At 68.7% G+C, this 26,892-nt stretch carries 24 protein-coding genes; 17 read left to right on the top strand and 7 right to left on the bottom strand.

The genetic code is table 11. The features are described from left to right. Window positions 1-135: 135 nt before the first annotated feature. Window positions 136-1,275, bottom strand: a complete 1,140-nt coding sequence (locus KF889_05840; GenBank protein MBX3498947.1) for an Mrp/NBP35 family ATP-binding protein — start codon at window positions 1,273-1,275, stop codon at window positions 136-138. A gap of 175 nt (window positions 1,276-1,450) precedes the next feature. On the opposite strand from KF889_05840, the gene hflK reads away from it, so the two are divergent. After that, window positions 1,451-2,620, top strand: a complete 1,170-nt coding sequence (gene hflK, locus KF889_05845; GenBank protein ID MBX3498948.1) for an FtsH protease activity modulator HflK — start codon at window positions 1,451-1,453, stop codon at window positions 2,618-2,620. Continuing rightward, window positions 2,617-3,513, top strand: coding sequence for a protease modulator HflC (hflC, locus tag KF889_05850; GenBank protein ID MBX3498949.1), 897 nt, complete (start codon window positions 2,617-2,619; stop codon window positions 3,511-3,513). The genes hflK and hflC overlap by 4 nt, the downstream gene beginning before the upstream one ends. Before the next feature lie 123 nt (window positions 3,514-3,636). Here hflC and KF889_05855 read toward each other — a convergent pair whose 3' ends face one another. Beyond that, a complete protein-coding gene (locus KF889_05855) occupies window positions 3,637-4,968 on the bottom strand; it encodes an IS1182 family transposase (protein ID MBX3498950.1) in 1,332 nt (443 codons plus the stop codon). Between the two features lie 99 nt (window positions 4,969-5,067). Between KF889_05855 and KF889_05860 the strand changes: the two genes are divergently transcribed. Together KF889_05860 and glk are read left to right on the top strand one after the other, a co-directional pair. Next, entirely contained in the window at window positions 5,068-6,885 is a 1,818-nt protein-coding gene (locus KF889_05860; GenBank protein MBX3498951.1) for a DegQ family serine endoprotease, read from the top strand. 82 nt (window positions 6,886-6,967) lie between these two features. Continuing rightward, entirely contained in the window at window positions 6,968-7,918 is a 951-nt protein-coding gene (glk, locus tag KF889_05865; protein MBX3498952.1) for a glucokinase, read from the top strand. 136 nt (window positions 7,919-8,054) lie between these two features. Here the strand turns inward: glk and KF889_05870 are convergent, their stop codons facing one another. Next, window positions 8,055-9,059: an NADP-dependent oxidoreductase gene (locus KF889_05870; protein MBX3498953.1), complete on the bottom strand. Its 1,005-nt coding sequence runs from the start codon at window positions 9,057-9,059 to the stop codon at window positions 8,055-8,057. An 83-nt stretch (window positions 9,060-9,142) separates the two neighbouring features. On the opposite strand from KF889_05870, the gene KF889_05875 reads away from it, so the two are divergent. After that, window positions 9,143-10,156, top strand: a complete 1,014-nt coding sequence (locus KF889_05875) for a DUF4892 domain-containing protein (GenBank protein ID MBX3498954.1) — start codon at window positions 9,143-9,145, stop codon at window positions 10,154-10,156. Window positions 10,157-10,240: 84 nt separating this feature from the next. Here KF889_05875 and KF889_05880 read toward each other — a convergent pair whose 3' ends face one another. After that, the gene (locus KF889_05880; protein MBX3498955.1) at window positions 10,241-10,678 is read right to left on the bottom strand and encodes a GNAT family N-acetyltransferase; all 438 of its coding nucleotides are present in this window, start codon (window positions 10,676-10,678) and stop codon (window positions 10,241-10,243) included. Window positions 10,679-10,735: 57 nt separating this feature from the next. Continuing rightward, window positions 10,736-11,614 carry a phosphoserine phosphatase SerB gene (gene serB, locus KF889_05885; protein ID MBX3498956.1) on the bottom strand — a complete coding sequence of 293 codons (879 nt, stop codon included), beginning with the start codon at window positions 11,612-11,614 and terminating at the stop codon, window positions 10,736-10,738. Window positions 11,615-11,701: 87 nt separating this feature from the next. On the opposite strand from serB, the gene miaA reads away from it, so the two are divergent. The 4 genes from miaA (at window position 11,702) to KF889_05905 (ending at window position 15,903) form a co-directional block, all read left to right on the top strand. Then, a complete protein-coding gene (miaA, locus tag KF889_05890) occupies window positions 11,702-12,631 on the top strand; it encodes a tRNA (adenosine(37)-N6)-dimethylallyltransferase MiaA (protein ID MBX3498957.1) in 930 nt (309 codons plus the stop codon). Window positions 12,632-12,759: 128 nt separating this feature from the next. Beyond that, the gene (locus tag KF889_05895; protein MBX3498958.1) at window positions 12,760-14,529 is read left to right on the top strand and encodes an acetolactate synthase 3 large subunit; all 1,770 of its coding nucleotides are present in this window, start codon (window positions 12,760-12,762) and stop codon (window positions 14,527-14,529) included. Between the two features lie 77 nt (window positions 14,530-14,606). Next, the gene (ilvN, locus tag KF889_05900) at window positions 14,607-15,119 is read left to right on the top strand and encodes an acetolactate synthase small subunit (GenBank protein MBX3498959.1); all 513 of its coding nucleotides are present in this window, start codon (window positions 14,607-14,609) and stop codon (window positions 15,117-15,119) included. Between the two features lie 157 nt (window positions 15,120-15,276). Next, window positions 15,277-15,903 (top strand): LysE family transporter, encoded by a 627-nt coding sequence (locus tag KF889_05905; protein MBX3498960.1) that lies wholly within the window; start codon window positions 15,277-15,279, stop codon window positions 15,901-15,903. A gap of 3 nt (window positions 15,904-15,906) precedes the next feature. Here KF889_05905 and KF889_05910 read toward each other — a convergent pair whose 3' ends face one another. Continuing rightward, window positions 15,907-16,335: a hypothetical protein gene (locus KF889_05910; protein MBX3498961.1), complete on the bottom strand. Its 429-nt coding sequence runs from the start codon at window positions 16,333-16,335 to the stop codon at window positions 15,907-15,909. A gap of 200 nt (window positions 16,336-16,535) precedes the next feature. Then, window positions 16,536-17,138: a hypothetical protein gene (locus tag KF889_05915; GenBank protein ID MBX3498962.1), complete on the bottom strand. Its 603-nt coding sequence runs from the start codon at window positions 17,136-17,138 to the stop codon at window positions 16,536-16,538. A gap of 189 nt (window positions 17,139-17,327) precedes the next feature. Here KF889_05915 and ilvC point away from each other — a divergent pair, with 189 nt between their 5' ends. From ilvC to rodA, 8 genes are all read left to right on the top strand, one after another. Beyond that, entirely contained in the window at window positions 17,328-18,347 is a 1,020-nt protein-coding gene (gene ilvC / locus KF889_05920; protein ID MBX3498963.1) for a ketol-acid reductoisomerase, read from the top strand. 237 nt (window positions 18,348-18,584) lie between these two features. Next, window positions 18,585-20,315, top strand: coding sequence for an amidohydrolase family protein (locus tag KF889_05925; protein MBX3498964.1), 1,731 nt, complete (start codon window positions 18,585-18,587; stop codon window positions 20,313-20,315). Between the two features lie 3 nt (window positions 20,316-20,318). Next, a complete protein-coding gene (locus KF889_05930) occupies window positions 20,319-20,984 on the top strand; it encodes a TetR family transcriptional regulator (protein MBX3498965.1) in 666 nt (221 codons plus the stop codon). Between the two features lie 264 nt (window positions 20,985-21,248). After that, window positions 21,249-22,289: a rod shape-determining protein gene (locus KF889_05935; GenBank protein MBX3498966.1), complete on the top strand. Its 1,041-nt coding sequence runs from the start codon at window positions 21,249-21,251 to the stop codon at window positions 22,287-22,289. Window positions 22,290-22,416: 127 nt separating this feature from the next. Continuing rightward, entirely contained in the window at window positions 22,417-23,304 is an 888-nt protein-coding gene (gene mreC, locus KF889_05940; protein MBX3498967.1) for a rod shape-determining protein MreC, read from the top strand. After that, window positions 23,304-23,819 carry a hypothetical protein gene (locus KF889_05945; protein MBX3498968.1) on the top strand — a complete coding sequence of 172 codons (516 nt, stop codon included), beginning with the start codon at window positions 23,304-23,306 and terminating at the stop codon, window positions 23,817-23,819. Before mreC ends, KF889_05945 begins: the two co-directional genes overlap by 1 nt. Continuing rightward, complete coding sequence (mrdA, locus tag KF889_05950) at window positions 23,816-25,735, top strand: penicillin-binding protein 2 (protein ID MBX3498969.1); 1,920 nt, start codon at window positions 23,816-23,818, stop codon at window positions 25,733-25,735. The genes KF889_05945 and mrdA overlap by 4 nt, the downstream gene beginning before the upstream one ends. Then, window positions 25,732-26,865 carry a rod shape-determining protein RodA gene (gene rodA, locus KF889_05955; GenBank protein ID MBX3498970.1) on the top strand — a complete coding sequence of 378 codons (1,134 nt, stop codon included), beginning with the start codon at window positions 25,732-25,734 and terminating at the stop codon, window positions 26,863-26,865. Before mrdA ends, rodA begins: the two co-directional genes overlap by 4 nt. Window positions 26,866-26,892: the final 27 nt, after the last annotated feature.

Genomic DNA, 26,892 nt, shown 5'->3' on the forward strand with positions numbered 1-26,892 from the left:
GACGCGTGCCGCGGCCGTCAGAGAAACGCACGTGGGGAAAGGAAAGGAAAGGAAAGGGAAGGGAAGGGAAGGGAAGGGGAAAGGGAACGGTATTCCGACGGAGTCGGCCGCGCGGCGGGCGCGGCGCGATGGCTTTCAGCGGATGACGATCCGCGGCGCCGGCCGGCCCTGCTCGCCGCCCTCGAGCGCCGACCAGACGCGCTGGGCGATGTAGCGGTAGATGCGCGCATGCTCGCCCTCGGGCCGGGCGGCGACGATCGGGTTGCCGTCGTCGGAATGGCTGCGGATGTCGAGATGCAGCGGCACCTCGCCGAGGAAGGGCACGCCGAGCTTCTCGGCCTCGTGCCGCGCGCCGCCATGGCCGAAGATCTCCGAGCGCTCGCCGCAATGCGGGCAGAGGAAGAAGCTCATGTTCTCGACGAAGCCGAGCACCGGCACGGCGGTCTTGCGGAACATGTTGAGCCCCTTGCGGGCGTCGATCAGGGCGATGTCCTGCGGCGTGGACACGATCACCGCGCCGGCCAGCTTGACCTTCTGCGCCATGGTGAGCTGGGCGTCGCCGGTGCCCGGCGGCATGTCGACGATCATCACGTCGAGCTCGCCCCAGTCGACGTCGCGCAGCATCTGCTCGAGCGCGCTCTGCACCATCGGGCCGCGCCAGATCATCGGCGTGTCCTCGGCCACCAGGTAGCCGATCGACATGGTCTTCAGCCCGTGGCGCTCGATCGGCGCCAGGATGCGGCCGCCCTCCCTGGGCTGCGGCTTCTCGGTGACCTTCAGCATGCGCGGCATCGAGGGGCCGTAGATGTCGGCGTCGAGCAGGCCGACCCTGCGGCCCAGCGCGACCAGGCCCAGCGCCAGGTTGACCGCCGTGGTCGACTTGCCGACGCCGCCCTTGCCCGAGGCGACGGCGACGATGTGCTTCACGCCGGGCGCCAGCAGGGCGGCCTGGGCGTCGCCGCCGGGTGCGGCGCGGCCGGCGCGCTGGCCGGCATGGTGGTGCGGCGCCGGCGCGCGCTGGGCGGGCCGCTCGGCGGTCATCACGGCGGTGACGCTCTGGGCGCCGGGAATGGCGCGCACGGCGGCTTCGCAGGCCTGGCGCAGCTTCTCGATGCCCGCGCCCATCGTCGGATCGACCTTCAGCGCGAACTGGACATGGCCGCCGCGGGTGGCGATGCCGTCGATCAGGCCGGCCGCGACGACGTCCTTGCCCGACGCCGGATCGCGCACCGCGGCCAGGGCGGTCTCCACCGCCGCGCGGTCGATATCCGCCATGGTTCAGCCTCCGCCCGCTTGAATAGCCACGCCAGCGCCCAATATCGACATCGGGCGCCGATCGTCCGGCCGCGGACGCTTCCTTGCGCCGCTCCGGTGCGTGTCATATAGGCGTCCCAGACGAATGCAAGAAGGACGGAGCCCGTCGCGGGCCAGCCGTCCAGCGAGGGTGTGAATGCCTTGGAATAACAATACCGGCGGCGGCGGTGGTCCGTGGGGCGGCGGCCAGGGTGGCGGACCCTGGGGCGGCAAGGACAACAAGCCGCGCGGCCCGTTCGGCGGCGGCCCCAAGCCGCCCGACCTCGAGGAGGTCCTGCGCAAGGGCCAGGACCGGCTGAAGAATCTCATGCCCGGCGGTATGGGCTCGATACGCGGCATCCTGCTGATCGCGCTCGGCGTCGTGACGGTCTGGCTGCTCACCGGGTTCTATCGCGTCGAGACCAACCAGCAGGCGATCGAGCTGGTGTTCGGCCGGCCGCGCGGCGCGCCGACCGGTGAGGGCCTGCAGTACAACCTGCCCGGCCCGTTCGGCCGCGTCATCAAGGTCGACGTGACCAACCAGCGCTCGGTGGTCATCGGCGCCGGCGCCCAGCCCGACCCGCGCATCACCTCCCGCGGCCCGCGCCAGATGGCGACGACCGAGAACCTGATGCTGACCGGCGACGAGAACATCCTCGATGTCGGCTTCGTCGTGTTCTGGCAGGTCGCCGACGCGGTGAAGTACGTCTTCAACGTGCCCAATCCGGACGAGACGGTGAAGGCGGCCGCCGAATCGGCGATGCGCCAGGTGATCGGCCGCTCGCAGCTGCAGTTCGCGCAGACCGAGGGCCGCAGCCGCATCGAGCTGGAGACGCGCGAGGAGATCCAGCGCATGCTCGACAGCTACGGCGCCGGCATCCGCATCACCCAGCTGCAGCTGCGCCAGTCCGACCCGCCTTCCCAGGTGATCGCCGATTTCCGCGACGTGCAGGCGGCCCGCGCCGACAAGGAGCGCCGCATCAACGAGGCCAACGGCTACCGCAACGAGATCCTGCCGCGCGCCAAGGGCGAGGCCGAGACCATCGTCCAGGCGGCCGAAGCCTACCGCACCGAGATCCTCAACCGCGCCCAGGGCGACGCCCAGCGCTTCATCTCGGTCTACACCCAGTACAGCGTGGCCCGGGACATCACGACGCAGCGCATCTACCTCGAGACCATGGAGCAGGTCCTGCGCAACGTGAACAAGGTGCTGATCGACAAGAACGGCGGCGGGGTCGTGCCCTACCTGCCGTTGCCGGAGCTCAGGCGCCTGCAGGGCGCCCCCGAGCCCGCGCCGCAGCAGGCGACCCAGGGAGCCACGCGATGAGCCCCCGTTCCGTCGCCCTGATCGTCGTCGTCGGCCTGCTGGCGATCCTGCTCCAGCAGTCCTTCTTCATCGTCGATCCGACCAAGCAGGCGCTGGTGACCCAGTTCGGCGCCATCGTCGGCAAGCCGCGTTCCGAGCCCGGCCTCTACTTCAAGTGGCCGCTGGTGCAGGACGTGGTGAAGATCGAGAAGCGCCTGCTGCACATCGAGGCCGAGGAGTTCGAGCTGATCGCCGGCGACCAGAAGCGCCTGGTGGTCGACGCCTTCGCCCGTTACCGCATCACCGATCCGCTGAAGTACTATCAGTCGACCGGCAACAACGAGATCCTGTTCCGCGGCCAGCTCAGCAACCTCATCAACGGCAACATCCGCCGCGAGCTGGGCACCGTGCCGCTGCAGGCCGTGCTGTCGGAGCGCCGCGCGCAGGTCATGCGCGAGATCACCGACATGGTGCAGGGCGCCGCCCTGCGCGACTACGGCGTCGAGGTGGTCGACGTCCGGATCAAGCGTGCGGACCTGCCGCAGGCCAACTCCGAGGCGGTGTTCAACCGCATGAAGACCCAGCGCCAGCAGGAGGCCCGCCAGCTGCGCGCCGAGGGCGACGAGGAGAACCAGCGCATCCGCGCCAACGCCGACCGCGAGCGCACCGTGCTGCTCTCGGAGGCCCGCCGCAGGGCCGAGGTGCTGCGCGGCGAGGGCGACGCCACGGCGATCAAGGTCTATGCCGAGGCGTTCGGCCGCGATCCGCAGTTCTATGCCTTCTACCGCTCGATGGAGGCCTACCGGCAGGCGCTCGCCGGCAACGGCACGACCATGGTGCTGAGCCCGGACAGCGAGTTCTTCCGGTATTTCGGCTCGATCACCGGCAAGCCGCCGGAGGGCGACAGGAAGTAAGAGCAGTAGCGCACTACCTTCCCCCGGAGAGCCCGTGAAAGTATGCGGGGTTTTGGCGGGAGTTGGCGTGAGTTGAAGTGGGCATGGGTGGCGGTTGAAGAGGGGATTATTGGTACTGCGGGGTCATGGTGTGGCGGCCTTGAGGCGGTGGGCGGCGAGGATGTTGTTGGCGAGGGCGAACCAGAGCAGGACGGTTCGGACCTTCTCGACGCCGCGGACGAGGAACTGCCTGAGCCCCCATTGTCGGGCGCGGGCGTTGATGCATTCGCCCATGGTGCGGCGCTTGTAGACGGCCTTGCCGCGGGCGCTCCTCATGCGGCGGCGCCAGGCGGCGACGCCGGGCCCGTCGTCGGGCCGCGGCGCGTAGGGGTCGCTCTTGTGCTTGTTCTCGGTGGCGGGGACGTGGACGAGGACGCCGTGCCCGGCGGCCCACTCGGTGTCGTCGTTGTTGTGGAAGCCGCCATCGGCCAGGTAGCGGCGCGGCCAGTGGCTTTGGCGCTGGTGCAGGTTCTCCAGCATGGGGCGCAGCAGGCCGCGATCGGAACCGGTGGTGTCGACATCGAGGTCGACGATGATCTGGCCCTGGGAGACGGTGGCGAGCTGGCAGTTGTAGGCCGGCCGGAAGCCGCCATCGGCCATCTTCATGACGCGCGCCTGGGCGTCGCTGGTCGAGGCGCGCGGCGGCTTCTGCTTCTTGACCTGCTTGGCGTGCGTCCTGGCGCGCCGCTGGCGCTCGGCCTCGAGCTCGGCCAGCTTGTCCAGCGCGGCCGCGACGCGCGCCTCGCGTTCGCGCGCGGCGCGCTGCTGCGCCGCCTTGATGCGCCGGCTGCTGGCCTCGGGATCCGCGTCGAGCTCGCCCTTGAGCCGGGCCACGAGCCGCTGCGCCTTCCTGAGTTCCTTGTGCAGCGTCTTGCGCCGGCGGAACGAGGCGGCGCCGGCGCTGGCGCGCACCCGCACGCCGTCCTGCGTCACCTCGTCGAGATCGATCACGCCGCTGGCCGACAGCGTCGCGACGTTCTCGCTCAGCAGCCGGTCGAGCAGCTCGCCATTGCCGCTGCGGAAGTCGGACAGGCCGTGATGGTTCAGGCTCACCCCGCCGCACAGCCAGCGATAGGCGTCACAGCTCTCGCACAGCCGCGCCAGCGCCCGCGCGCTGCCCACGCCCTGGCTCGTCGCGTAGAGCCACAGCGCCACCAGCAGATGCGGGCTCGGCGGCGCCTGGCCCGGCGTGTGCTCGCGCGCCTCGATGGCGTCCTCCAGAACGCTGAGGTCCAGCCGCTCGACATAGGCCCAGATCACCCGTGCCGGGTGGTCCGCCGCCAGCAGGCTGTCGAGATCCACCGCCCGCAGCGCCACCTGCCGGCGCTCCGGCTCGCGCATCCGCGGCCTGCCGCCGACCTTCACTTCCGGTGCCTTCATCTCGGCAAGCCCGCTGAACAATTCCTTGTCGGCCATCGACGCCTCCGCACCATCGCCGACCGTCGAATCACCAATGACTCTTGCGCGCAAGCCAAACATTCACAGACTCGGAGGGGGAAGGTGCCCGAAGGGCGGATGGGGGATGTCCAAGACGGACGGCGGTATCGTTGCGACATCCCCCATCCGTCGCGCTTCGCGCGCCACCTTCCCCCTCCGGGGGAAGGCAAGGCGTTCCGCGTTCAACTACCGTTGCAAGAATGTCACCATCACGAAAGTTTTAGCGTTCGTCCCGCATGCGCGGCCGCGCCACATTTGCGCCACCTCGGCCCCCCATGTAGGACTATCGGTCAATGGGTTTCGACGCGTTCCCGGCGGGCGGTTTTCGGCCCGGCAGGGAACCCTCGGAGGCTAGTCGTGAGCATCACATCCGTCTTGTCATCGGCCGACCTCCGGGGAGGGGGATCGGTTCGCGGCGTTTATTCCCTGGTCCGCGCCACAGCGTTCGCCGTCGCCGGCGCCTTCGCCCTGCTGGTCGTCCTGCCGGCAGGCGCGCGCGCCGCGCCGCCCAGCTTCGCCGACCTCGCCGAGAGGCTGTTGCCGGCCGTGGTGAACATCGCCACCACGCAGACCGCCGCGGCCGACCGCCAGCGCCCGCGCGACATGCCGCAGGCGCCGCCGGGCTCGCCGCTCGAGGAGCTGTTCCGCGAGTTCTTCCGCGACCGCCCGGGGCAGGGCCCCAGCCAGCCGCGCCGCGGCACCTCGCTGGGCTCGGGCTTCATCATCGACCCGCAGGGCTACATCGTCACCAATAACCACGTCATCGACGGCGCCGACGAGATCACGGTGCAACTGCACGACGACACGCAGCTCAAGGCCAAGCTGATCGGCCGCGACACGCTGATCGACATCGCCGTGCTCAAGGTCGAGCCACCCAACAAGAAGCCGTTGCCGTTCGTGAAGTTCGGCGACTCCGACAAGACCCGCATCGGCGACTGGGTGGTGGCGATCGGCAACCCGTTCGGCCTCGGCGGCACCGTCACCGCCGGCATCGTCTCGGCGCGCGCGCGCGAGATCGGCGGCAGGTACGACGACTACATCCAGACCGACGCCTCGATCAACAAGGGCAATTCCGGCGGCCCGCTGTTCAACATGGACGGCGATGTCGTCGGCGTGAACACGGCGATCTTCTCGCCCACCGGCACCAGCCTGGGCATCGGTTTCTCGATCCCGGCCAACATCGCCCGGTCGGTCGCTGACCAGCTGCGCGAGTTCGGCAAGGTGCGCCGCGGCTGGATCGGCGTGCAGATCCAGGGCGTGTCGGAGGACATGGTCGAGCCGTTCGGGCTCGACAAGGCCCGCGGCGCGCTGGTCGCCGGGCTGACGCCCAATGGTCCCGCCGAGAAGGGCGGGCTGAAGCAGCGCGACGTCGTGCTGAGCTTCAATGGCAAGGACGTCGCGGATTCGCGCAAGCTGCCGCGCATCGTCGCCGACACCCGGGTGGGCGACACCGTCGAGGTCGTGGTCCAGCGCGCCGGCAAGCGCCAGACGCTGCGCATCAAGGTCGGCGAGCTCGAGGAGCCGGACAAGCAGGTAGCCTCGGCGCCCGGCCGCAGCCGACCGGGCGGGCCGCCGAAGGATCCCGACCCGCCGGGCACGATCGAGCCGTTCGGACTCACCGTCTCGCGTCTCACCGACCAGCTGAGGGAGAAGTACAATCTCGGCGACGCGCAGAAGGGCGTCGTGGTGATCGCCATTGCCGATGGCAGCCCGGCCGCGCAGAAGGGCATCAAGGTCGGCGACCTCGTGCTCGAGATCGCGCTGCAGGAAGTCTCCTCGCCATCGGAGATGAAGGCCAAGGTCGACGAGCTGGTGAAGCAGAAGAAGAAGGCCGCCGTGCTGCTCGTCGAGAGCAAGGGCGATCCGCGCTTCGTGGCGCTGCGGCTCGAGAAGTAGCCGCACCGAACCGGCAAGGAACACGGCCGGCCCGCGTGGCCGGCCGTTTCTTTTTGGGGCGCGTCGGCGCTAGGCTGGCGGCATGACCGGCATCGCGGGCTCCATCCTCTGCGGCGACATCGGCGGCACCAACGCCCGCCTGGCGCTGCTCGCCGATGGCGCGATGGGCGCCGTCGCGACCCTGGCGGTGGCCGACCATCCGGACCTCGCCTCGGCGATCCGGGCCTTCCTCGGCAAGCATCCCGACGTCGACGGCGCCCTGCTGGCGGTCGCCGGCCCGGTGACCGACGGGCGCTGCGTGCTCACCAACAGTGGCTGGGTGGTCGACGCCGCCGAGCTCAAGCCGGCGCTGCGCGCCGAGTGGGTATCCGTGGTCAACGACTTCGAGGCCCAGGCCTGGGCCTTGCCGACGCTGGGTGCGAGCGACCTGGTATCCCTGGGCGGCGGCCCGATCCGGCCGGACCAGCCGATGGCGATGATCGGGCCGGGCACCGGCCTGGGCATGGCGTGCCTGATGCCCAACGGCACCGTCATCGTCTCCGAGGGCGGCCACGCTACCCTGGCGGCGGGCGACGATCGCGAAGCGGCGGCACTCGCCTGGCTGCGGCGCGGCTTCGATCACGTCTCGGCCGAGCGCGTCCTGTCCGGTGACGGCATGGAGAACCTGCACGCCGCGCTCGCGGCGATCGACGGCGTCGCGCACACGCACCGCGAGTCGGTCGTCATCACCGCGGCCGCGCTCGACGGCTCCTGCGCGCGCAGCGCCGAGACCGTCGACCGGTTCTGCGCCATTCTCGGTTCGGTGGCCGGCGACCTGGCGCTGCTGTTCGGCGCGCGCGGCGGTGTGTTCGTCACCGGCGGCATCGCACCGGCGATCCTGCCGGCGTTGGCGCGCTCGGCCTTCCGCGCCCGCTTCGAGGCCAAGGGCCGCTTCCGCGACTGGCTGGCGCCGATCGCGACCTCGGTCGTGACGCGCCCCAACGCCGCCTTCGCCGGCATCGCCGCAAGGCTGGCGTCGGGGCGCCGCGACTGAGCCCACTCCCTTCCCCCGGAGGGGGAAGGTCGCGCGCAGCGACGGAAGGGGGATGTCGAAGACGAACGCGGGAGTCCGACTTCGGCATCCCCCTTCCGCCCTTCGGGCACCTTCCCCCTCCGGGGGAAGGCAGTGATTAAGCGATCTTCACGATCAGCTTGCCGAAGTTCTCGCCCTTGAGCAGGCCCATGAACGCCGCCGGCGCCTTCTCCAGCCCGTCGACCACGCTCTCGCGATGGCGGATCCCGCCGGCCTTCAGGAGCCCGCCGACCTCGCTGACGAACTCGCCCATGCCGGCGATATGGTCGGAGACGATGAAGCCCTCGATGCGCAGGCGCTTCTGAACGATCGAGAACATCTTCTCCGGCCCGGGCCGCGGCGTGGCGTCCTGGTACTCGGAGATCGCGCCGCAGAAGACCATGCGGCCGAAATTGTTCATGCGCGCGAAGACGGCGTGCATGATGTCGCCGCCGACATTCTCGAAATCGACGTCGATGCCCTTGGGGCAGAGCCGGTCGAGCACCGCGCCGTAGTCGCTCTCGCGGCGGTGATTGAAGCAGGCATCGTAGCCCAGTTCCTTGACCGCCCAGTCGCACTTGGCGTCGTCGCCGGCGCAGCCCACGACGCGCGCGCCGCGCAGCTTCGCCAGCTGGCCGGCGAGCTGGCCGACCGCGCCGGTGGCGGCGGAGACGAACACGGTCTCGCCTTCCCTGGGCTGACCGATGCGGACGATGCCATGCCAGGCGGTGTAGCCGGGCATGCCGAGGATGCCGAGATGCGCGGGCAAGGGCGCGGCGGCGGGATCGATCTTGCGCAGGCCGGCACCCGAGTGCCGGGTGTAGTGCGCCCAGTCGAGCAGGCCGACCACGGTGTCGCCGACGGCGAGTTTCGGGTTCTTCGACTCGACGATTTCGCCGACGGCGCCGCCGGTCAGCGGCTGGTCGAGCTCGAAGGGCGGCACGTAGGAGCGCAGCTCGCTCATGCGCGGGCGCATGTAGGGATCGAGCGAGAGGTAGCGCGAGCGCACGACGACCTCGCCGTCCCCGGCCGCCGGAATCTCGGCGCTCTCGGTCCGGAAGTTGGCGGCCGTGACGTCGCCGGTGGGGCGACTGGCGAGCACGATGCGGGTGTTGGCGGCCATGGAGGTTCTCCTATTCGTGGTGCGTGGATAGACGGCGCGCCGTTCACCGTCCACACTGAGGCAGGCATGGCGCGGGAGGAATCATGAGGGCGTTTCGTATCGTGATGCTGGCAGCCTGCGCCGCCATGTCCGCCACGGCGGCGTCGGCGCAGATCGACCTGTCGCGCGATATCGCCGGCGCCAGGGACCATCCGCTGATCCCGCGCTACCAGGGCTCGGTGATCTTCGGCTACAAGGTCGAGCGCTACGTCGAGGCCACCATGCCGCTGGGCCCGGCGACCAAGTCGATCGAGGCCAGGCGCGGCTTCGAGCGGGTCGAGAAGCTCGAGGGGCCGCGCACGCGCATCCTCTACCTCGCGCCGCCGCAGCGCACGTCGCTGGAGGTCTACCGAAACTACCGCAACGCGCTGGAGAAGCAGGGCTTCGCCACGGTCTACGAATGCCGCGCCGACGAGTGCGGCGTGCAGATCGAGGACGCGATCTACTACGATTCGAAGGAGCGGCAGATCACCGGCAACCAGGTGGCCGAGCACGCCTTCACCATGGGCGTCGAGGATCCGCGCCTGTGGGTCGGCAAGCTCGACCGCCGCGAAGGGCCGCTGTGGGTGCTGGTCTTCGCCGGCCATTCCGGCAACTCCGCCGACAGCCGCGCCGGCAATCGCGTGAGCGTGCTGGTCGACATCGTCGACAAGGGCGCGATGGAACAGCGCATGGTCACGGTCGACGCCGGGGAGATCGCGACCAATCTCGGCCGCGACGGTCGGCAGGTGATCTACGGGATCCTGTTCGACTTCGACAAGGCCGACATCAAGCCGGAGTCCAAGCCGCAGCTCGAGCAGATGGCGGCTCTGATGAAGACCAATCCGGCGCTCAAGGTCTTCATCGTCGGCCACACCGACAACCAGGGCGGCATCGAGCACAATCTCGGCCTCTCGCAGCGCCGGGCGGAGTCGGTGGTGCGGGCGCTCTCGACGCAGTACGGCATCCCGGCGGCGCGCATGGCGGCGCGCGGCCTGGGCCCCTTCGCGCCGGTGGCGACCAACGACACCGAGGACGGCCGCGCCAGGAACCGGCGCGTCGAGATCGTCAAGCAATAGGCACATGCGCCGCTGTCATCCCGAGCAATGCGAGGGATCAAGGCTGACCCTGGATCCCTCGCATTGCTCGGGATGACAGCGGTTTCAGCCAAGCTCGATCTGGTAGCGGATGAATCCGCGGTTCTCCGCCACCTGATCGTACAGCCGCCGCGCCGTCGCGTTGGTGTGATGCGTCAGCCAGTGCACGCGCACGAGCTTGCGCGCGCGCGACCAGTCGCATACCGCCTCGATCAGCGCGCGGCCGACGCCTTGGCCGCGTACGTCGGCGGCGGTGAACAGGTCCTGCAGGTAGCAGACGTCGGGCCCCGACGTGCTGGCGTGCGGCAGGAAGTGCACGATGCCGACCAAGCGGCCCTCGAGCCTGGCGCCCAGCGCATGCACGCGCTCGTCGGCCTGGAACGCCGCCCAGCAGCGGTCGTACTCGGCCTGCGGCAGGGTGCGCTCGTAGAAGGTGATGTAGCCGCGGAACAGGACCTCCCATTCGCCGCGGTCGGCTTCGGTGAGCTTTCCGATCGTGAGCATGCTCACACGCTAGCGAGCCATCATGGCCGCCACGAGCGCGGACTTGTATCGATCGCTCTATCGGCTGAACTGGCTGCGCTTGTATCCTTGCAAGTACAGGAGTGCGGTCAGGTCACCGTGGTCGATACGCGCCCGCACCGCCGCCGCCACCGCCGGCTTGGCGTGGAAGGCGAGGCCGGTTCCCGCCGCCTGCAGCATCGGCAGGTCGTTGGCACCGTCACCCACCGCCATGGTCTCCTCCAAGCGCACGCCGAGCGCCGCCGCCAGCGACTGCAGCGCTTCGAGCTTGGCCTCCTTGCCAAGGATCGGCTCGCCGACCTTGCCGCTGAGCGTTGCGCCGTCGTCGAGCAGGCGATTGGCGCGGTCCTCGTCGAAGCCGACCTTCTCGCGCACCATCGCCGTGAAGAAGGTGAAGCCGCCCGACACCAGCGCGCAATACGCACCGTTGGCGCGCATCGTCGTCACGAGCTCGCGCGCGCCCGGCATGTAGCGGATGCGCTGGGCCGCTTCACCCAGCCGCGCGACCGGCAACCCCTTCAGCAATTCGACCCGCTCGCGCAGCGCGCCGGCGAAATCGATCTCGCCGTTCATGGCGCGCGCGGTGATGGCGGCGATATGCGCGCGCAGGCCGAGGAACTCGGCCAGCTCGTCGAGCATCTCGTTCTCGATGATGGTCGATTCCATGTCGGCGACCAGCAGACGCTTGCGCCGATGCGCGATGGGTTGCACGACGGCGTCGACCGGCCGGTTCTCCAGCGCGGCACGAACCGCATCGGAGGCGTCGGCGCCATCGAACGGCAGATCGACGGCGACGCCCTCGGCCAGCCAGGTCGCGGCGCCCGCGCCGACCCCCAGCGCCCGCGCCACGGCCTCGACGCAGGCACGGTCGATCGCCGGCCTGGCCGGGGCGGCAATCAGCGTCAGGACGTGGGTCATTGCGACGGCTCTCCGCAAAGGCGGCGCAATATGGTCACCCGCCGTCGCCCCGTCCACCGCCACACCGCCGCGTGCTATGAGCCGCCGATGAACGCCCAGCGACAGGCACTGATCCTCACCGGGCCGACGGCGTCCGGCAAGTCGGCGCTGGGCCTCGAGATCGCGGCGCGCGCGCGCGGCGTGATCATCAACGCCGATGCGATGCAGACCTACGGCGCGTTTCCGATCCTCACGGCGCAGCCGACGGCAGCCGAACGCGCCGCCTTGCCGCATGCTCTCTACGGCGTGCTGCCGCTGACCGAGACGCTGAGCGCGCAGCGCTGGCGGGAGCTGGCGCTGGCGGAGATGGAGCGTGCGGTCGGAGCCGGTCGCATGCCGATCCTGCTGGGCGGCACGGGCCTCTATCTCAGGGCGCTGACCCGGGGGCTGGCGCAGGTGCCCGACGTGCCGTCGAGCATTCGCGATCGGGCCAATGCCGAGTGGCGGGAGCTCGGCGCGGCGGCGTTCGGCGCGCGGCTCGCGCGCCACGACCCGCAGACGGCGGCGCGGCTGAAGCCCAACGACCGGCAGCGGCACGTGCGGGCATGGGAGGTCTGGCTGGCGACAGAGCGGCCGCTCTCCGAATGGCAGCAGGCACCGCTGGAAGGAGGACCGCGGGGCTGGCACTTCCGCACGGTGGTGCTGGCGCCGCCGCGCGCGGCGTTGCGCGCGAAGATCGCCGCCCGCTTCGACGCCATGGTGGCGGCGGGCGTCGTCGAGGAGGTCCGGCCGGTCTGGCGGGATGTGCGGGCAGGGCGGTTGCCGGCGAGCCTGCCCGGGCTGAAGGCGCATGGCGCACCGGAGCTGATGCGGCATCTCGACGGCGAGATCGACCTCGCGGAGGCGGTCCGCGTTGCTGTCGATCACACGAGACAATATGCAAAGCGTCAAACGACGTGGCTCAGGCATCAGATAATTGCGGATTTGATCATAGATGAGACATCTTCGGACAAGATCAGCAGCATATTGAAATTTTAGGACAATTCAGATGCCCCAAACTTTACGTTTGTTTGCGATTTCGAGTTGACCCGGGGTTGGACCGTCGCTAAGGTCCGCCCCGCCGCGAAGCGCCTGCTTCGCGGCTCGTTTTTCCAGTGGAGAGGGCCATGACTGCCGAGAGCAAGACGACCGGTGCCGACCTGGTGATCAAGACGTTGATCGACCAGGAGGTCGAGGTCGTCTTCGGCTATCCAGGCGGCGCCGTCCTTCCGATCTACGACTCGCTCTTCAAGCAGAACCGCCTGCGCCACATCCTGGTGCGCCACGAGCAGGCCGCCGTGCATGCCGCCGAGGGCTACGCGCGTTCGACCGGCAAGGTCGGCGTGGTGCTGGTGACCTCGGGTCCGGGTGCCACCAACGCGGTGACCGGGCTGACCGACGCGCTGATGGATTCGATCCCGATCGTGTGCATGACCGGGCAGGTGCCGACCCACCTGATCGGCAACGACGCCTTCCAGGAGGCGGACACCACGGGCATCACGCGGCCCTGCACCAAGCACAACTACCTGATCAAGAACGTCGCCGACGTGCAGCGCGTCGTCGGCGAGGCGTTCTACGTGGCCAAGTCCGGCCGTCCCGGCCCGGTGGTGATCGACCTGCCCAAGGACGTGCTGATGGCGCCGCACGAGTACGAGGCGCCGAAGAAGGCCGTCACGCAGCACAAGAGCTACCGCCCGCAGGTCAAGGGCGACCTCAAGCAGATCGAGGCCGCGGTCGAGCTGATCGCCAAGGCCAAGCGGCCGGTGTTCTACACCGGCGGCGGCGTGATCAATTCCGGCCCCAACGCCTCGAAGCTGCTGGCGCAGTTCGTGCGCATGACCGGCTATCCCATCACCAACACGCTGATGGGGCTGGGCAGCTATCCGGCGTCGGATCCGCTGTTCCTCGGCATGCTGGGCATGCACGGTACCTACGAGGCCAACCTGGTGATGCACGGCTGCGACGTGCTGATCAACATCGGCGCGCGCTTCGACGATCGCATCACCGGCCGCCTCAACGCGTTCTCGCCCAACTCGAAGAAGATCCACGTCGACATCGATCCGTCGTCGATCAACAAGAACGTGCGCGTCGACATCCCGATCGTCGGCGACGTGGCGAATGTGCTCGAGGACATGATCAAGGTCTGGAAGGCCAGGCAGCCCAAGATCGACCAGAAGGCGCTGAAGGCGTGGTGGGCGCAGATCGCGCAGTGGCGCGCGCGCGACTGCCTGCGCTATCGCCCGTCGACCGAGATCATCAAGCCGCAATACGCGCTCGAGCGCCTCTACGCGCTGACCAAGGACCGCGAGCCGATCATCACCACGGAAGTCGGCCAGCACCAGATGTGGGCGGCGCAGTTCCTGAAGTTCGAGAAGCCCAACCAGTGGCTGACCTCGGGCGGGCTGGGCACGATGGGCTACGGCCTGCCGGCCGCGATCGGCGCGCAGATCGCCCATCCCGACCGGCTGGTGATCGACGTCGCCGGCGAGGCCTCGATCCTCATGAACATCCAGGAGATGTCGACGGCGGTGCAGTACCGCGCGCCGGTCAAGGTGTTCATCCTCAACAACGAGTACATGGGCATGGTCAGGCAGTGGCAGGAGCTGCTGCACGGCGGCCGCTACTCCGAGAGCTACACCGCCGCGCTGCCCGACTTCGTCAAGCTGGCCGACGCCTTCGGCGGCGTCGGCCTGCGCTGCACCAGGCCGGACGAGGTCGATCGCGTGATCAAGGAGATGATCGCGGTCGACCGGCCGGTGATCGTCGACGTCTGCGTCGACAAGGCCGAGAACTGCTTCCCGATGATCCCGTCCGGCGCGGCGCACAACGAGATGCTGCTGAGCCCCGAGGACAAGGCGGCGAAGCCGATCTCGGAAGAGGGCATGGTCCTGGTCTGACGAGCGACCGCCATCCATGCGGGGCGCCGCGGCGACGCGGCCGCCCATCCCCAGACGTGCCTCCGGAATCCCCGATCATGACCCCGCCACCGATCAACGAGCGCCACACCATCTCGGTGCTGGTGGACAACGAGCCGGGCATCCTCGCCCGCGTCGTCGGCCTGTTCTCCGGCCGCGGCTACAACATCGAGAGCCTCACGGTCGCCGAGACCGACCGCAAGCGCAACCTCTCGCGCATCACCATCGTCACCACGGGCACGCCGATGGTGATCGAGCAGATCAAGGCGCAGCTCGACCGCCTGGTGCCGGTGCACACGGTGCACGACCTCACGGTCGAGGGCCCGCATGTCGAGCGCGAGCTGGCGCTGGTCAAGACCAGGGGCTCGGGCGACAAGCGCGTCGAGTCGCTGCGCATCGCCGACATCTTCCGCGCCAAGGTGGTCGACAGCACCAACGAGTCGTTCGTCTTCGAGGTCACCGGCGCCAGCGACAAGGTCGACGCCTTCATCAAGCTGATGGAGCCGCTGGGCCTGGTCGACGTCTGCCGCACCGGCATCGTCGCCCTGCTGCGCGGCCCCGACGGCGTGTGATGGGCGGCGGGTTCATCTACCTTCCCCCGGAGGGGGAAGGTGCCCGAAGGGCGGAAGGGGGATGCCGAAGACGGACTCCGGCGTTCGTCCTCGACATCCCCCTTCCGTCGCTGCGCGCCACCTTCCCCCTCCGGGGGAAGGGAAGGGGAGAAGGCCCATGGACCTGACCTACGGCCTGATCGGCTTCGCCATCGCCCATATGCTGGCGGTCGCCAGCCCCGGCCCGAGCTTCGTGCTGGTGGCGCAGGTCGCCGCCTCGCGCTCGCGCGCCGCGGCGCTGGTGGCGACGGCGGCGCTGACCCTGGGCGCGGCGCTGTGGGCGGCGGCGGCGCTGTTCGGCCTGCAGTCGCTGTTCAAGCACGCCGACTGGCTGTACCTGGCGCTGCGCATCGGCGGCGGCCTGTACCTGCTGTGGCTCGGTTACCAGCTGATCCGCCACGCCGGAAGCGGCGATCTTGCGGCGCCGGCGGGCGGCGAGCCGGCGGCTGCCGACATGCGCGGCATCTTCTGGAAGGCGCTGCTGGTGCAGCTGTCGAACCCGAAGGTGATCGTCTTCTTCAGCGGCATCATGGCGGCCCTGCTGCCGCGCGATCTGTCGCCGCAGGCCGCCGCGATCGTCGTGATGGTCGTCGCCTTCAACGAGTTCGTCTGGTACGCGCTCGTCTCGCTGCTGTTCTCCGGCGGCCGCGCACGGCGGATCTACCGCGGCGCGCGGGCCTGGATCGAACGGCTCACCGGCGGCGTGCTCGCCGTCCTCGGACTTCGGCTGGCGCTCGACCGTTGAGGTCTATCTGCCCTGGATCATCTGTTGCGAGAAGAATTCGACAAACGTCTGGACGTCGCGTTCCATGCCGGGTGCGGTCTTTGCCGTCACCGAAACCGGTTTGCCTTTGTAGCCGCGCGTATAGTGGGCCAAGATTGTCTGAGTTGACTGCCTGACTTGCTCAAATCCCCCACAATACCAGTCAACGCCGCCGATCGGGCACCGGGCGGTAGGCAAAATGCCCAATCGCGGAATATGGGACACGGTATATCTGCTCCCTCCCATCGCCTCCGACCAGTGATAGATCCCAACCATTCCCCGTTTGAACTCCATTTCAACGTCAGCGCTGTTAGCTCCATCAGCAACAGCGCGGTTGACCGTTGTCACGTCGATCGTGGCGCGTCCGTTGGCAAAGGACGTGATTGAGACAGACCCACGCTTCTCGGTGCTCATTCGGCGAAATCCAGCAAGCCACTGCGGAAGAGCGAGCCCAGTGAATTCCTCCCTTGTCGTATCCGCTCTGTGTTGGCCGCCGGAGGTCGTTGCGGGAGCTTGCGCCGTTGGCGTGCACGCGGAAAGCGTTGCCGTGACTAGCGCAAATGCCAATGCACCAACGGGCTTCAAGCTATCAGTCATAGTCACCTCCCCAGGAATTATCGCCCGACCTTCGTAGCGATTTGTCGAAGTGTTGTTGGCTCGCGGTCGAGCACGAACGGGACGGCGGAACGCTGTGTCAAGCCCAGCACATCGCCGGTGGCACTCTCTCGCGTGCGGCGCAGGCTGAGGGCGGCGTAGCTGCAGTCCCATCCTGCGCCTTGGGAGCCTGTGACCGGGTTGTAGGTATTCGAGCCGTACCGATAGCACACGTGGACGATGTCCTGACGCGTTCCCCAAATTACGCCTTGGCGCCGCTCCACTTTCCAGAAGCCTGGCAGGATGGCGTTGTTACCAGGGTACCAGAGGAACGAGCGACCGTCGGTGCTGGTGTAGTTGATCTGTGTCCCGTGGCCGGAGTCATGGACGTTGCGCGTGCGGTCGCTCAGATTGGCGCGGGCTTCCTCCTCGGTCATGCCCATGACGGCGTCGACCACCAATCGCATCAGGGCTGGTTGCGCGGCGATCTCGCGTTCGGATTTCTCGGCCAGCGGCGCCAACGTTCGCAACATGGGCGTCGGTGGCATGAGGACGATTTCACGGGTAGGAACGGTGGTGGCGGGCAATGCGTCAGGCGTGCAGGCGGCCGCGAGCACCGCCACGACGGCCAGAAGAGGAGACCGCATACTCTTTGTTTCGCCCCCGGGATGCAGACCGGCGGCACCTTAGCACGCGTCGCGGGTCAGACCAGCGAGCCAAGCGGCGGATCGCCGCTGGCTTTTTCCCCACCTGTTGAGTAGTAACCCCCGCAACTGGAAAGGCCGGGCAGGCCGGCGGAAGGGCGGAGAGATATGCGGGTCTATTACGATCGCGACGCGGATGTGAACCTGATCAAGGGCAAGAAGGTCCTGGTCGTCGGCTACGGCAGCCAGGGCCACGCCCATGCGATGAATTTGCGCGACAGCGGCGTCAAGGACGTGCGCATCGCGCTCAAGACGGGCTCGGCCACGGCCAAGAAGGCCGAGGGCGCGGGCTTCACGGTGATGACCCCGGCCGACGGCGCCAAGTGGGCCGACGTGGTGATGGTGCTGACGCCCGACGAGCTGCAGTCCGACATCTACAACGCCGATCTCGGCCCCAACATGCGCGAGGGCACGGCGCTGGCCTTCGCGCACGGGCTCAACGTCCATTTCAACCTGCTCAGCCCGCGCGCCGACCTCGACGTCTTCATGATCGCGCCCAAGGGCCCGGGCCACACCGTGCGCTCGGAGTACACCCGCGGCGGCGGCGTGCCCTGCCTGGTCGCGGTGGCGCAGAACTCCTCGGGCAACGCGCTGGAGATCGCGCTCAGCTACTCCTCGGCGATCGGCGGCGGCCGCGCCGGCACGATCGAGACCTCGTTCAAGGAGGAATGCGAGACCGACCTGTTCGGCGAGCAGGTCGTGCTCTGCGGCGGCCTGGTCGAGCTGATCAAGGCCGGCTACGAGACGCTGGTCGAGGCCGGCTACGCGCCGGAGATGGCCTATTTCGAGTGCCTGCACGAGGTGAAGCTGATCGTCGACCTGATCTACGAGGGCGGCATCGCCAACATGAACTACTCGATCTCCAACACCGCGGAGTACGGCGAGTACCGCTCGGGCCCGCGCATCGTCACCGAGGAGACCAAGAAGGAGATGAAGCGCGTGCTCGACGACATCCAGTCCGGCCGCTTCGCGCGCGACTGGATGCTGGAGAACCGCGTCAACCAGGCCTCGTTCAAGGCCATGCGCAAGAAGATGTCGGAGCATCCGATCGAGGAGATCGGCGCCAAGCTGCGCGCCATGATGCCGTGGATCAAGGAGAAGGCGCTGGTCGACAAGGCGCGCAACTAGCGTCCGAACTGAGGCGGCGCTCCGCCGCTCCCGTCACATTTTCAGTGGACGAGCCGTCATTCTCGCGTCAGGGTAACGCCCGATTTTCGAGAAATTCACGCGGACGCAAAGAATCAGAATACGGGAGGCTTCCGCGTCGAACGCCCGGGTCGCAAGACCCGGGCGTTCTGCTTTTGCGGCGGCTTGCGCGCTGGCCATTCCCATGCGAACGTTCGTTAAGTTCGCAGGGAGGGCGCCATGACCCGCTTCGATCGCGTGATCCGCAACGGCATGATCGTCGACGGCAGCCGCGGCCCGCGCTATCGCGGCGACATCGGCATCAGGGACGGGGTGATCGCCGAGATCGGCCGCATCGATCCGTCCGAAGCGCGCGAGGTCATCGATGCGCAGGGCCTGATCGTGGCGCCGGGCTTCATCGACCTGCACACGCATTATGATGCGCAGCTCTTCTGGGATCCCTACTGCACGCTGTCCGGCTGGCACGGCATCACGTCGGTCGTGATCGGCAATTGCGGCTTCGGCTTCGCGCCGGTGCGGCCCGACATGCGCGAGCGCTCGATGATGACGATGACGCGCGTCGAGGCGATTCCCATGCCCTCGATGCAGCAGGGCATGCCGTGGGACTGGGTGACGTTCCCCGAATTCCTCGACAGCGTCGAGCGCGCGCCCAAGGCGATCAACATCCTGCCCTATGTGCCGATCAGCCCGCTGCTGATCTGGGTGATGGGCTTCGAGGCCGCCAAGGCCGGCAGGCGGCCGACCGACGCCGAGCATCGCGAACTCTGCCGGCTGCTCGAGGAGGCGATGGATGCCGGCGGCTGCGGCTGGTCGGCGCAGCGCATGCTGCCGTCAGGTCCCGCCTGCGTGCAGCGCGACTTCGACGGCTCGCCGATGCCCACCGACGTGATGCACGACGACACCTGTCGCGAGCTCGCCAGGGTGCTGCGCCGGCGCAACGACGGCTTCATGCAAATGCTGCTGATCTCCGGCGACAACAGCAAGGACCAGGAATTCTACGAGGAGATGGCCGAGCTGAGCGGCCGGCCGATGATCATGAACGTGGTGCAGGCCTTCGATCACCGCCCGGAGATCCACCGCCGCGTGCTGGCCTGGCTGAAGAGCTGCCGCGAGCGCGGCATCCGCGTCGTCGGCCAGGGCCTGACGACCGATGCCGGCTTCACCTTCACCTTCGAGAACTGGAACCTGTTCGATGACTCCCAGGCATGGTGTGATGCCACCACGGGTACCCTCGAAGAGCGCAAGGCCAAGCTGGCCGATCCGGCGCGCCGCGCGGCGCTGAAGGACAAGATGCCGCGCACGGCGACGGGTCCGCTCCCCGACATCGTCATCGTCGGTCCGCAGACGGAGCAGAACAAGGCGTGGCTCGACCACACCCTGGCGCATGCCGGCCAGAAGATGGGCAAGCATCCGGTCGACGTCATGCTCGACATGGCGGTCGAGGAGGACCTGAAGACCGAGTTCTTCGCCGCACCGCCCAACGGCAACATCGAGCACCTGCGCGAGATCGTCGACGATCCCTACGTGCTGTTCGGCGTCTCCGACGGCGGCGCGCACACCAAGTTCCTCACCGCCGGGCGCTATCCCACCGAGACCATCTGCAAGGTGGTGCGCGAGCACGGCATGATCTCGCTGGAGGAGGCGCATTGGCGGCTTTCCGCCCTGCCGGCCGAGGTCGCGGGCTTCACCGGCCGCGGCGTGCTGCGCAAGGGCGCGCCGGCCGACATCGTGGTCTACGACTACGACAATCTCGCCGTGCTGCCGGACGAGATCGTGCACGACCTGCCGGGCGGCGAGTGGCGCCGCATCCAGCGGGCGCGCGGCTATCGCTACGTGCTGGTCAACGGCGAGGTGACGATCCGCGACGACCAGCAGACCGGCACGCATTCCGGCATGCTGCTGCGTCACGGCACCGGGCGGCGCGCGCCGCGGGCGATGGCGGCGGAGTAGGGCGTGGCGGTTTCCACAGCGGTCAAGGAGCGTCCGGCGCCCGAGGTCGACGGCGCCGAGGCGATGCTGCGCGTGGCGCTGTCGCTGTTCGTCGAGCAGGGCTATCACGGCGCCTCGATGCGCGATATCGCCACGCGCGCCGGCGTCAGCGTCTCGGCCGCCTACCACTATTTCCCGGCCAAGGCCGACATGCTGCGCACGATCATGGGGCGCGTGACCGAGGACCTGATCGCCGATCTCGAGGCGGCGCGCGACGGCGCCGGCGCCGATCCGGCGGCCCGGCTGGCCGCCATCGTGCGCGCCCATGTCCTGCTGCACACCAGGCGCCAGGACGAGTCGTTCGTCGCCAACAGCGAGCTGCGCAGCCTGGCGCCCGCCGAACGCCGCAAGGTCATCGCGCTGCGCGACCGGGTCGGCCAGGTGTTCAAGGATGTCGTCGCCGAGGGCTGCCGCCGCCGGGTGTTCGGGCAGCCCTATTCGCCCGAGACGGTGCGGGCGATCCTGACCATGTGCACGGCGGTGGCCGGCTGGTACCGCGCCCAGGGCGCGGACCAGCCGGAAACCATCGCCGATCGCTATGCCGCACTGGCCCTGCGTCTGGTCGGTGCCGCGGAGTTCGATTCTACCTTCCCCCGGAGGGGGAAGGTGGCAGCGCGCGTAGCGCGATGACGGAAGGGGGATGTCGAAGACGGACTCCCGCGTTCGTCTTCGACATCCCCCATCCGCCCTTCGGGCACCTTCCCCCTCCGGGGGAAGGTAATGGAGCGGGGGCTGCGCTCCAGTGCCGCACCGGGGGCCGCACGTTAGCCTCGGAAAGCTTGCCGGGTCGGCGAGGGCGGTCTAAGACGACGCCCGTTCGTGCCGCGGGCGGGGTGAGAGCAGTCGGCGGTCGCGGCCTCGTGTTTCTCCACGCAGGATTGGAAGACCGCGCGCATGCTTTCGCGTCTGATGGGCCTGTTCTCGGCCGACATGGGCATCGACCTAGGCACGGCCAACACGCTGGTCTACGTCAAGGGCCGCGGCATCGTCCTCAACGAGCCGTCGGTGGTGGCGCTGACGAACTCCTCCGGCAAGAAGGCGGTGCTGGCCGTCGGCGAGGAGGCCAAGCTGATGCTCGGCCGCACCCCCGGCAACATCCAGGCCATCCGCCCCCTGCGCGACGGCGTGATCGCCGACTTCGAAGTCGCCGAGGAGATGATCAAGCACTTCATCGGCAAGGTGCACAACCGGCGCTCCTTCGCCCATCCGCAGATCGTCGTCTGCGTACCCTCGGGCTCGACCGCGGTCGAGCGCCGCGCCATCCAGGAATCGGCGGAGAACGCCGGCGCCCGCAAGGTCTGGCTGATCGAGGAGCCGATGGCTGCGGCGATCGGCGCCGGCCTGCCGGTGACCGAGCCGACCGGCTCGATGGTGGTCGACATCGGCGGCGGCACGACCGAGGTCGCCGTGCTGTCGCTGGGCGGCATCGTCTATCCGCGCTCGGTGCGCGTGGGCGGCGACAAGATGGACGAGGCGATCATCGCCTATATCCGCCGCAACCATAATCTGCTGGTCGGCGAGAGCTCGTCGGAGCGCATCAAGAAGGAGATCGGCTCGGCCATGGTGCCCGAGGACGGCGAGGGCCGCACCATGGAGATCAAGGGCCGCGACCTGATGAACGGCGTGCCCAAGGAGCTGGTGATCAGCGAACGCCAGATCGCCGAGAGCCTGACCGAGCCGGTCAGCGCCATCGTCGAGGCGGTCAAGGTGGCGCTCGAGCATACGGCGCCGGAGCTCGCCGCCGACATCGTCGACAAGGGCATCGTGCTGACCGGCGGTGGCGCGCTGCTGTCGAACCTCGACAAGGTGCTGCAGCAGGCCACCGGCCTGCCGGTCTCGGTCGCCGAAGAGCCCTTGCTCTGCGTCGCCCTGGGCACCGGCCATGCCGTCGAGAATATCGTCCGCCTCAAGGGCGTGCTGTCGACGATGTACTGAGTGGTGCTGTCATCCCTCGCTGCGCTACAGGGGCCGCGGACGGCCCCGAGGATGACAGACAAACCACCTGCAGATGGCGTAGACTGCGCAACCTGCGGATCGCAAGCCGGGGGGATTGATCGGCACGATGGCCTTGGGCGAGACCTTCACCCAGACGGCGGTGTCGTTGCGCGCTGTCGTGCAGCGGTTCTCGCTGGGCCTGCTCGTGCTCGCCGCCGTGGGCACCATGCTGATCGGCAAGGCCGACACCGTGCTGGTCGAGCGCGTGCGCTCCGCCGTCGCCGACCTGGTGACGCCGCTGCTCGACGCTGTCGCCCAGCCGGTGGCGGCGGTCAACGATTTCGTCGCCCGGCTCGAGGACGTCGCCAACCTGCGCGCCGAGAACGCCCGGCTGCGCGAGGAGAACGCACGGCTGCTGGCCTGGCAGGGTGTGGCGCGCCGGCTCGATGCCGAGAACGCCGAGCTGCGCGGCCTGGCGAACTTCCAGGAAGGCCCGCCGGCCCGCTTCATCACCGCGCGGGTGGTGGGCGATTCGGGCAGCGCCTTCATGCGCAGCATGCTGCTCAATGTCGGCCGGCGAGTAGGCGTGGCGCCGGGCCAGGCCGTGATCACCGCCGAGGGCATGATCGGTCGGATCACCGATGCGGGCGAACACTCCGCCCGCGTGCTGCTGGTCACCGATATCAGCTTCCGCCTGCCGGTCATGATCGAGCGCACGCGCGAGCGCGCCATCCTGGCCGGCGACAACTCCAGCCGGCTGAAGCTCAACTTCATGCAATCCGTCGGCGGCATCCAGCAGGGCGACCGCATCATCACCTCGGGCCATGGCGGCAGCTTCCCGGTCGGCCTGCCGGTCGGCGTGGTGACATCGGTGGGCGAGGACGGCATCCGCATCCGGCCGGTGGGCGACCTGTCGCGGCTCGAGCTGGTGCGCGTGGTCGACTACGGCGTCACCGGGCTGGTGACCAATCCGCCGCCGCCGCCGCCGCCGCTGCATCCGGTGCGGGGCCGCTGATGGAGTTCCTGCACCGCCTCGACCGTGCCGCCTATGCGCTGGCGCCGGCCTTCGTGATCCTGGTGCTGATGCTGGCCAGCCTGATCCCGCTGCGACTGCCGTTCCTGCCCTCGGTGGCCACGCTCCTGCCGTTGATGGCCGTGTTCCATTTCAGCCTGCACCGGCCCGACGCCATACCGGCGGTGGCGCTGCTGCTGTTCGGCCTGCTGTTCGACCTGCTGCAATACGGCCCCGGCGCGCCGCTCGGCATCTCGGCGCTGCAATTCGTGCTGGTCTGGCGCGTGGTCTCGGCCAGCCGCAAATACCTGCTGGAGGTCTCCTTTGCCTTCATCTGGCTGCTCTACGCCGTGGTGATCGGTGCCGCGGTGGCCGTGGCCTGGCTGCTGACCTCGCTGCTGCTGGCCAGCCTCGTCGACCCCTGGCCGGCACTGCTGCAATACGTCGTCTCGCTGTTCCTCTATCCCATCCTCGGCTGGCTGCTGGGCCGCAGCCGGCTGGTGGAGGCTGCGTCGTGAGGCGCGATCGCGACACCGACCGTCACGTCCGCTTCGGCCGCCGCGCCCTGCTGCTGGGCGTCGGCCAGGCGGCGCTGCTGGGCGGGCTGGGCGCGCGGCAGTACTGGCTGACCATGGTCGAGGGTGGCAAGTACAAGGTGCTGGCCGACGACAATCGCATCGGCATGCGCCTGCAGGCGCCCTCGCGCGGCCTGATCTTCGACCGCACCGGCGAGCCGCTGGCGGCCAACCGCAACAACTACCGCGTCGTCATGACGGCGGAGAAGCTGCGCCAGGCCGAGGAGGCGATGGAGCGGCTCGACAAGATCCTCGGCCTGGGCGAGGTCGAGCGCAAGCGTCTGCTCGGCCAGTTCCGACGCTTCACGCCGATCACGGTGAAGGAGAATCTGAGCTGGGAGCAGGTGGCGCAGATCGAGTTCAACGGTCCCGAGCTGCCCGGCGTCGCCATCGAGCTGGGCCAGACGCGCGACTATTTCCATGCCGAGCTGATGAGCCACATCGTGGGCTATATCGGCCGCGTCGATCGCAGGGACCTCGGTGAGGACGACGATCCGCTGCTGCAGCTGCCCGGCATGCGCATCGGCAAGAAGGGCATCGAGAAGCGCTACGACGACAGGCTTCGCGGCAAGGCCGGCGCGGTGCAGATGGAGGTCAACGCCGTGGGCCGCGTGGTGCGCGAGCTCGACCGGTCCGACGGCGAGCCCGGCGGCAACCTGCTGCTGACCATCGACCTTGAGCTGCAGCGCTTCGTCGCCGAGCGGCTCAAGAACGAGAGCGCCTCCGCCGTGGTCATGGACGTGATCAGCGGCGACATCCTGGCCATGGTTTCGGTACCGGGCTTCGACAGCAATGTCTTCGCCCGCGGCATCACCCAGACCGAGTGGAACGAGCTGCTCAGCCACCCGATGAAGCCGCTGTTCAACAAGGCGGTGTCGGGCGCCTACCCTCCCGGCTCGACATACAAGATGGTGACGGCGCTTGCGGCGCTTGAGGCCGGCGTGATCGATGTCTGGACCCCGCTGCCGTGCACCGGATCGATCGACCTGCCAGGCAAGGACCAGAAGAAGTACTGCTGGATTCATCCCGCCGGGCATGGCTGGCTCAACCTGCACGGCGCGCTGGCGCAGTCCTGCGACAGCTATTTCTACGAGGTGGCCAAGCGTGCCGGCGTCGAGCGCATCGCCGACATGGCTTTCAGGCTGGGTTTCGGCCGACCGACGGGCGCCGGCCTGCCGGAGGAGTCCGCGGCGCTGCAGCCGACGCGCGCCTGGAAGCAGGACACCCAGAGCAAAGCCTGGAACGTCGGCGACACCTACAATCTCGGCATCGGCCAGGGCGACATGCTGGCGACGCCGCTGCAGATGGCGGTGATGACCGCGCGCATCGCCAATGGCGGCTACGAGGTCAAGCCGCGGCTGGTGGCCTCGGTCGCCCGTGCGCGCGATCAACTCACCGCTCCGCCGGTGCAGACCGTGCCGGACGCGCCCAGCCTGCGCCTGAAGCCGGCCAACCTTGCCGCCGTGCGCCAGGGCATGGTGATGGCAGTCAATGGCGAGCACGGCACGGCCTGGTCCTCGCGCATCACCCAGAGGGACATGGCGATGGCCGGCAAGACCGGCACCTCGCAGGTCAAGCGCATCACCGAGTCGGAACGCGGCCGCAGGATGAGCCAGACCGAGCTGCCCTGGCACCTGCGCCACCACGCGCTGTTCGTCGCCTACGCGCCGATCGACAATCCGCGCTATGCCTGTGCCGTGATCGTCGAGCACGGCATGGGTGGATCGACCACCGCCGCGCCGATCACCAAGGACATCCTGCTGCAGACCCAGAAGCTCGACCCCTCGCGCAAACCCGGTCGCTTCAAGGGCGCCGCCGTGCATGGCGTGCCGGACACCAGCGTGGCGGAACGCAAATGACGCTGGCCGCCGCCGCCACGCCCGAGCTCACGCTGGGCGACAAGATCTGGCGCATCCGCTGGGGCCTTGTGCTGCTGCTGATCCTGATCGCCGGTGTCGGCACGCTGGCGCTGTACTCGGCCGGCGGGATGAAGCCCGAGCCGTGGGCGGCCAAGCACGCGATCCGCTTCGGCGTCGCGCTGCTGCTGGCGCTGCTGCTGGCGCTGGTCGACGTCCGGTTCTGGATGCGGCTGGCCTACCCATTCTACATCGTCTCGGTGCTGATGCTGGTGGCCGTCGACTTGATCGGCAAGGGCGCGATGGGCGCGCAGCGCTGGCTCGATTTCAAGGTCATCCAGATCCAGCCCTCGGAGCTGATGAAGATCGCGCTGGTGATGGCGCTGGCGCGCTACTATCACCACCTCTCGCGCGAGCAGGTCGAGCGCATCGTCTATGTCGTCCCGCCGCTGCTGGCGATGCTGGTGCCGGTGGCGCTGGTGATGGTGCAGCCCGATCTCGGCACCGCCATGGTGCTGCTGCTCGCCGGCTCGGCCATCATGTTCGTGGCCGGCGTGAGGCTGTGGAAGTTCATGCTCGCCGGCCTGCTCTGCGTCGCCTCGCTGCCAGTCGCCTGGAGCTTGATGCGCGACTATCAGCGGGGTCGCGTGCTGACCTTCCTCGATCCCGACCGTGACCCGCTGGGCGCCGGCTACCATATCACCCAGTCCAAGATCGCCATCGGCTCGGGCGGGCTGTTCGGCAAGGGCTTCGGCCAGGGCACGCAATCGACGCTGAACTTCCTGCCCGAGAAGCACACCGACTTCATCTTCACCATGTGGACCGAGGAGACCGGCCTGCTGGGCGGCGCCCTGGTGCTGGCGTTGTTCGCGCTGCTGCTGGCCTACGGCTTCGCCATCGCCCGCTCCAGTCGAAACCATTTCGGTCGCATGTTGGCGATGGGCGTGACGATCAACATCTTCCTCTATGTCTTCATCAACATCGCCATGGTCATGGGCCTGATCCCGGTGGTCGGCGTGCCGTTGCCGCTGGTCTCCTACGGCGGCACCGCCATGCTCACCGTGCTCTTCGCCTGCGGCCTGCTGCTGGGCGTCAGCATCCACCGCGACGTGGCGATTCCCCGCAACTCCTGAAGCTTGCGCAAGCCGGAGGCCCTTGCT

It is taken from the genome of Alphaproteobacteria bacterium, from assembly GCA_019635875.1.
GTDB lineage: Bacteria > Pseudomonadota > Alphaproteobacteria > Reyranellales > Reyranellaceae > JAFAZJ01.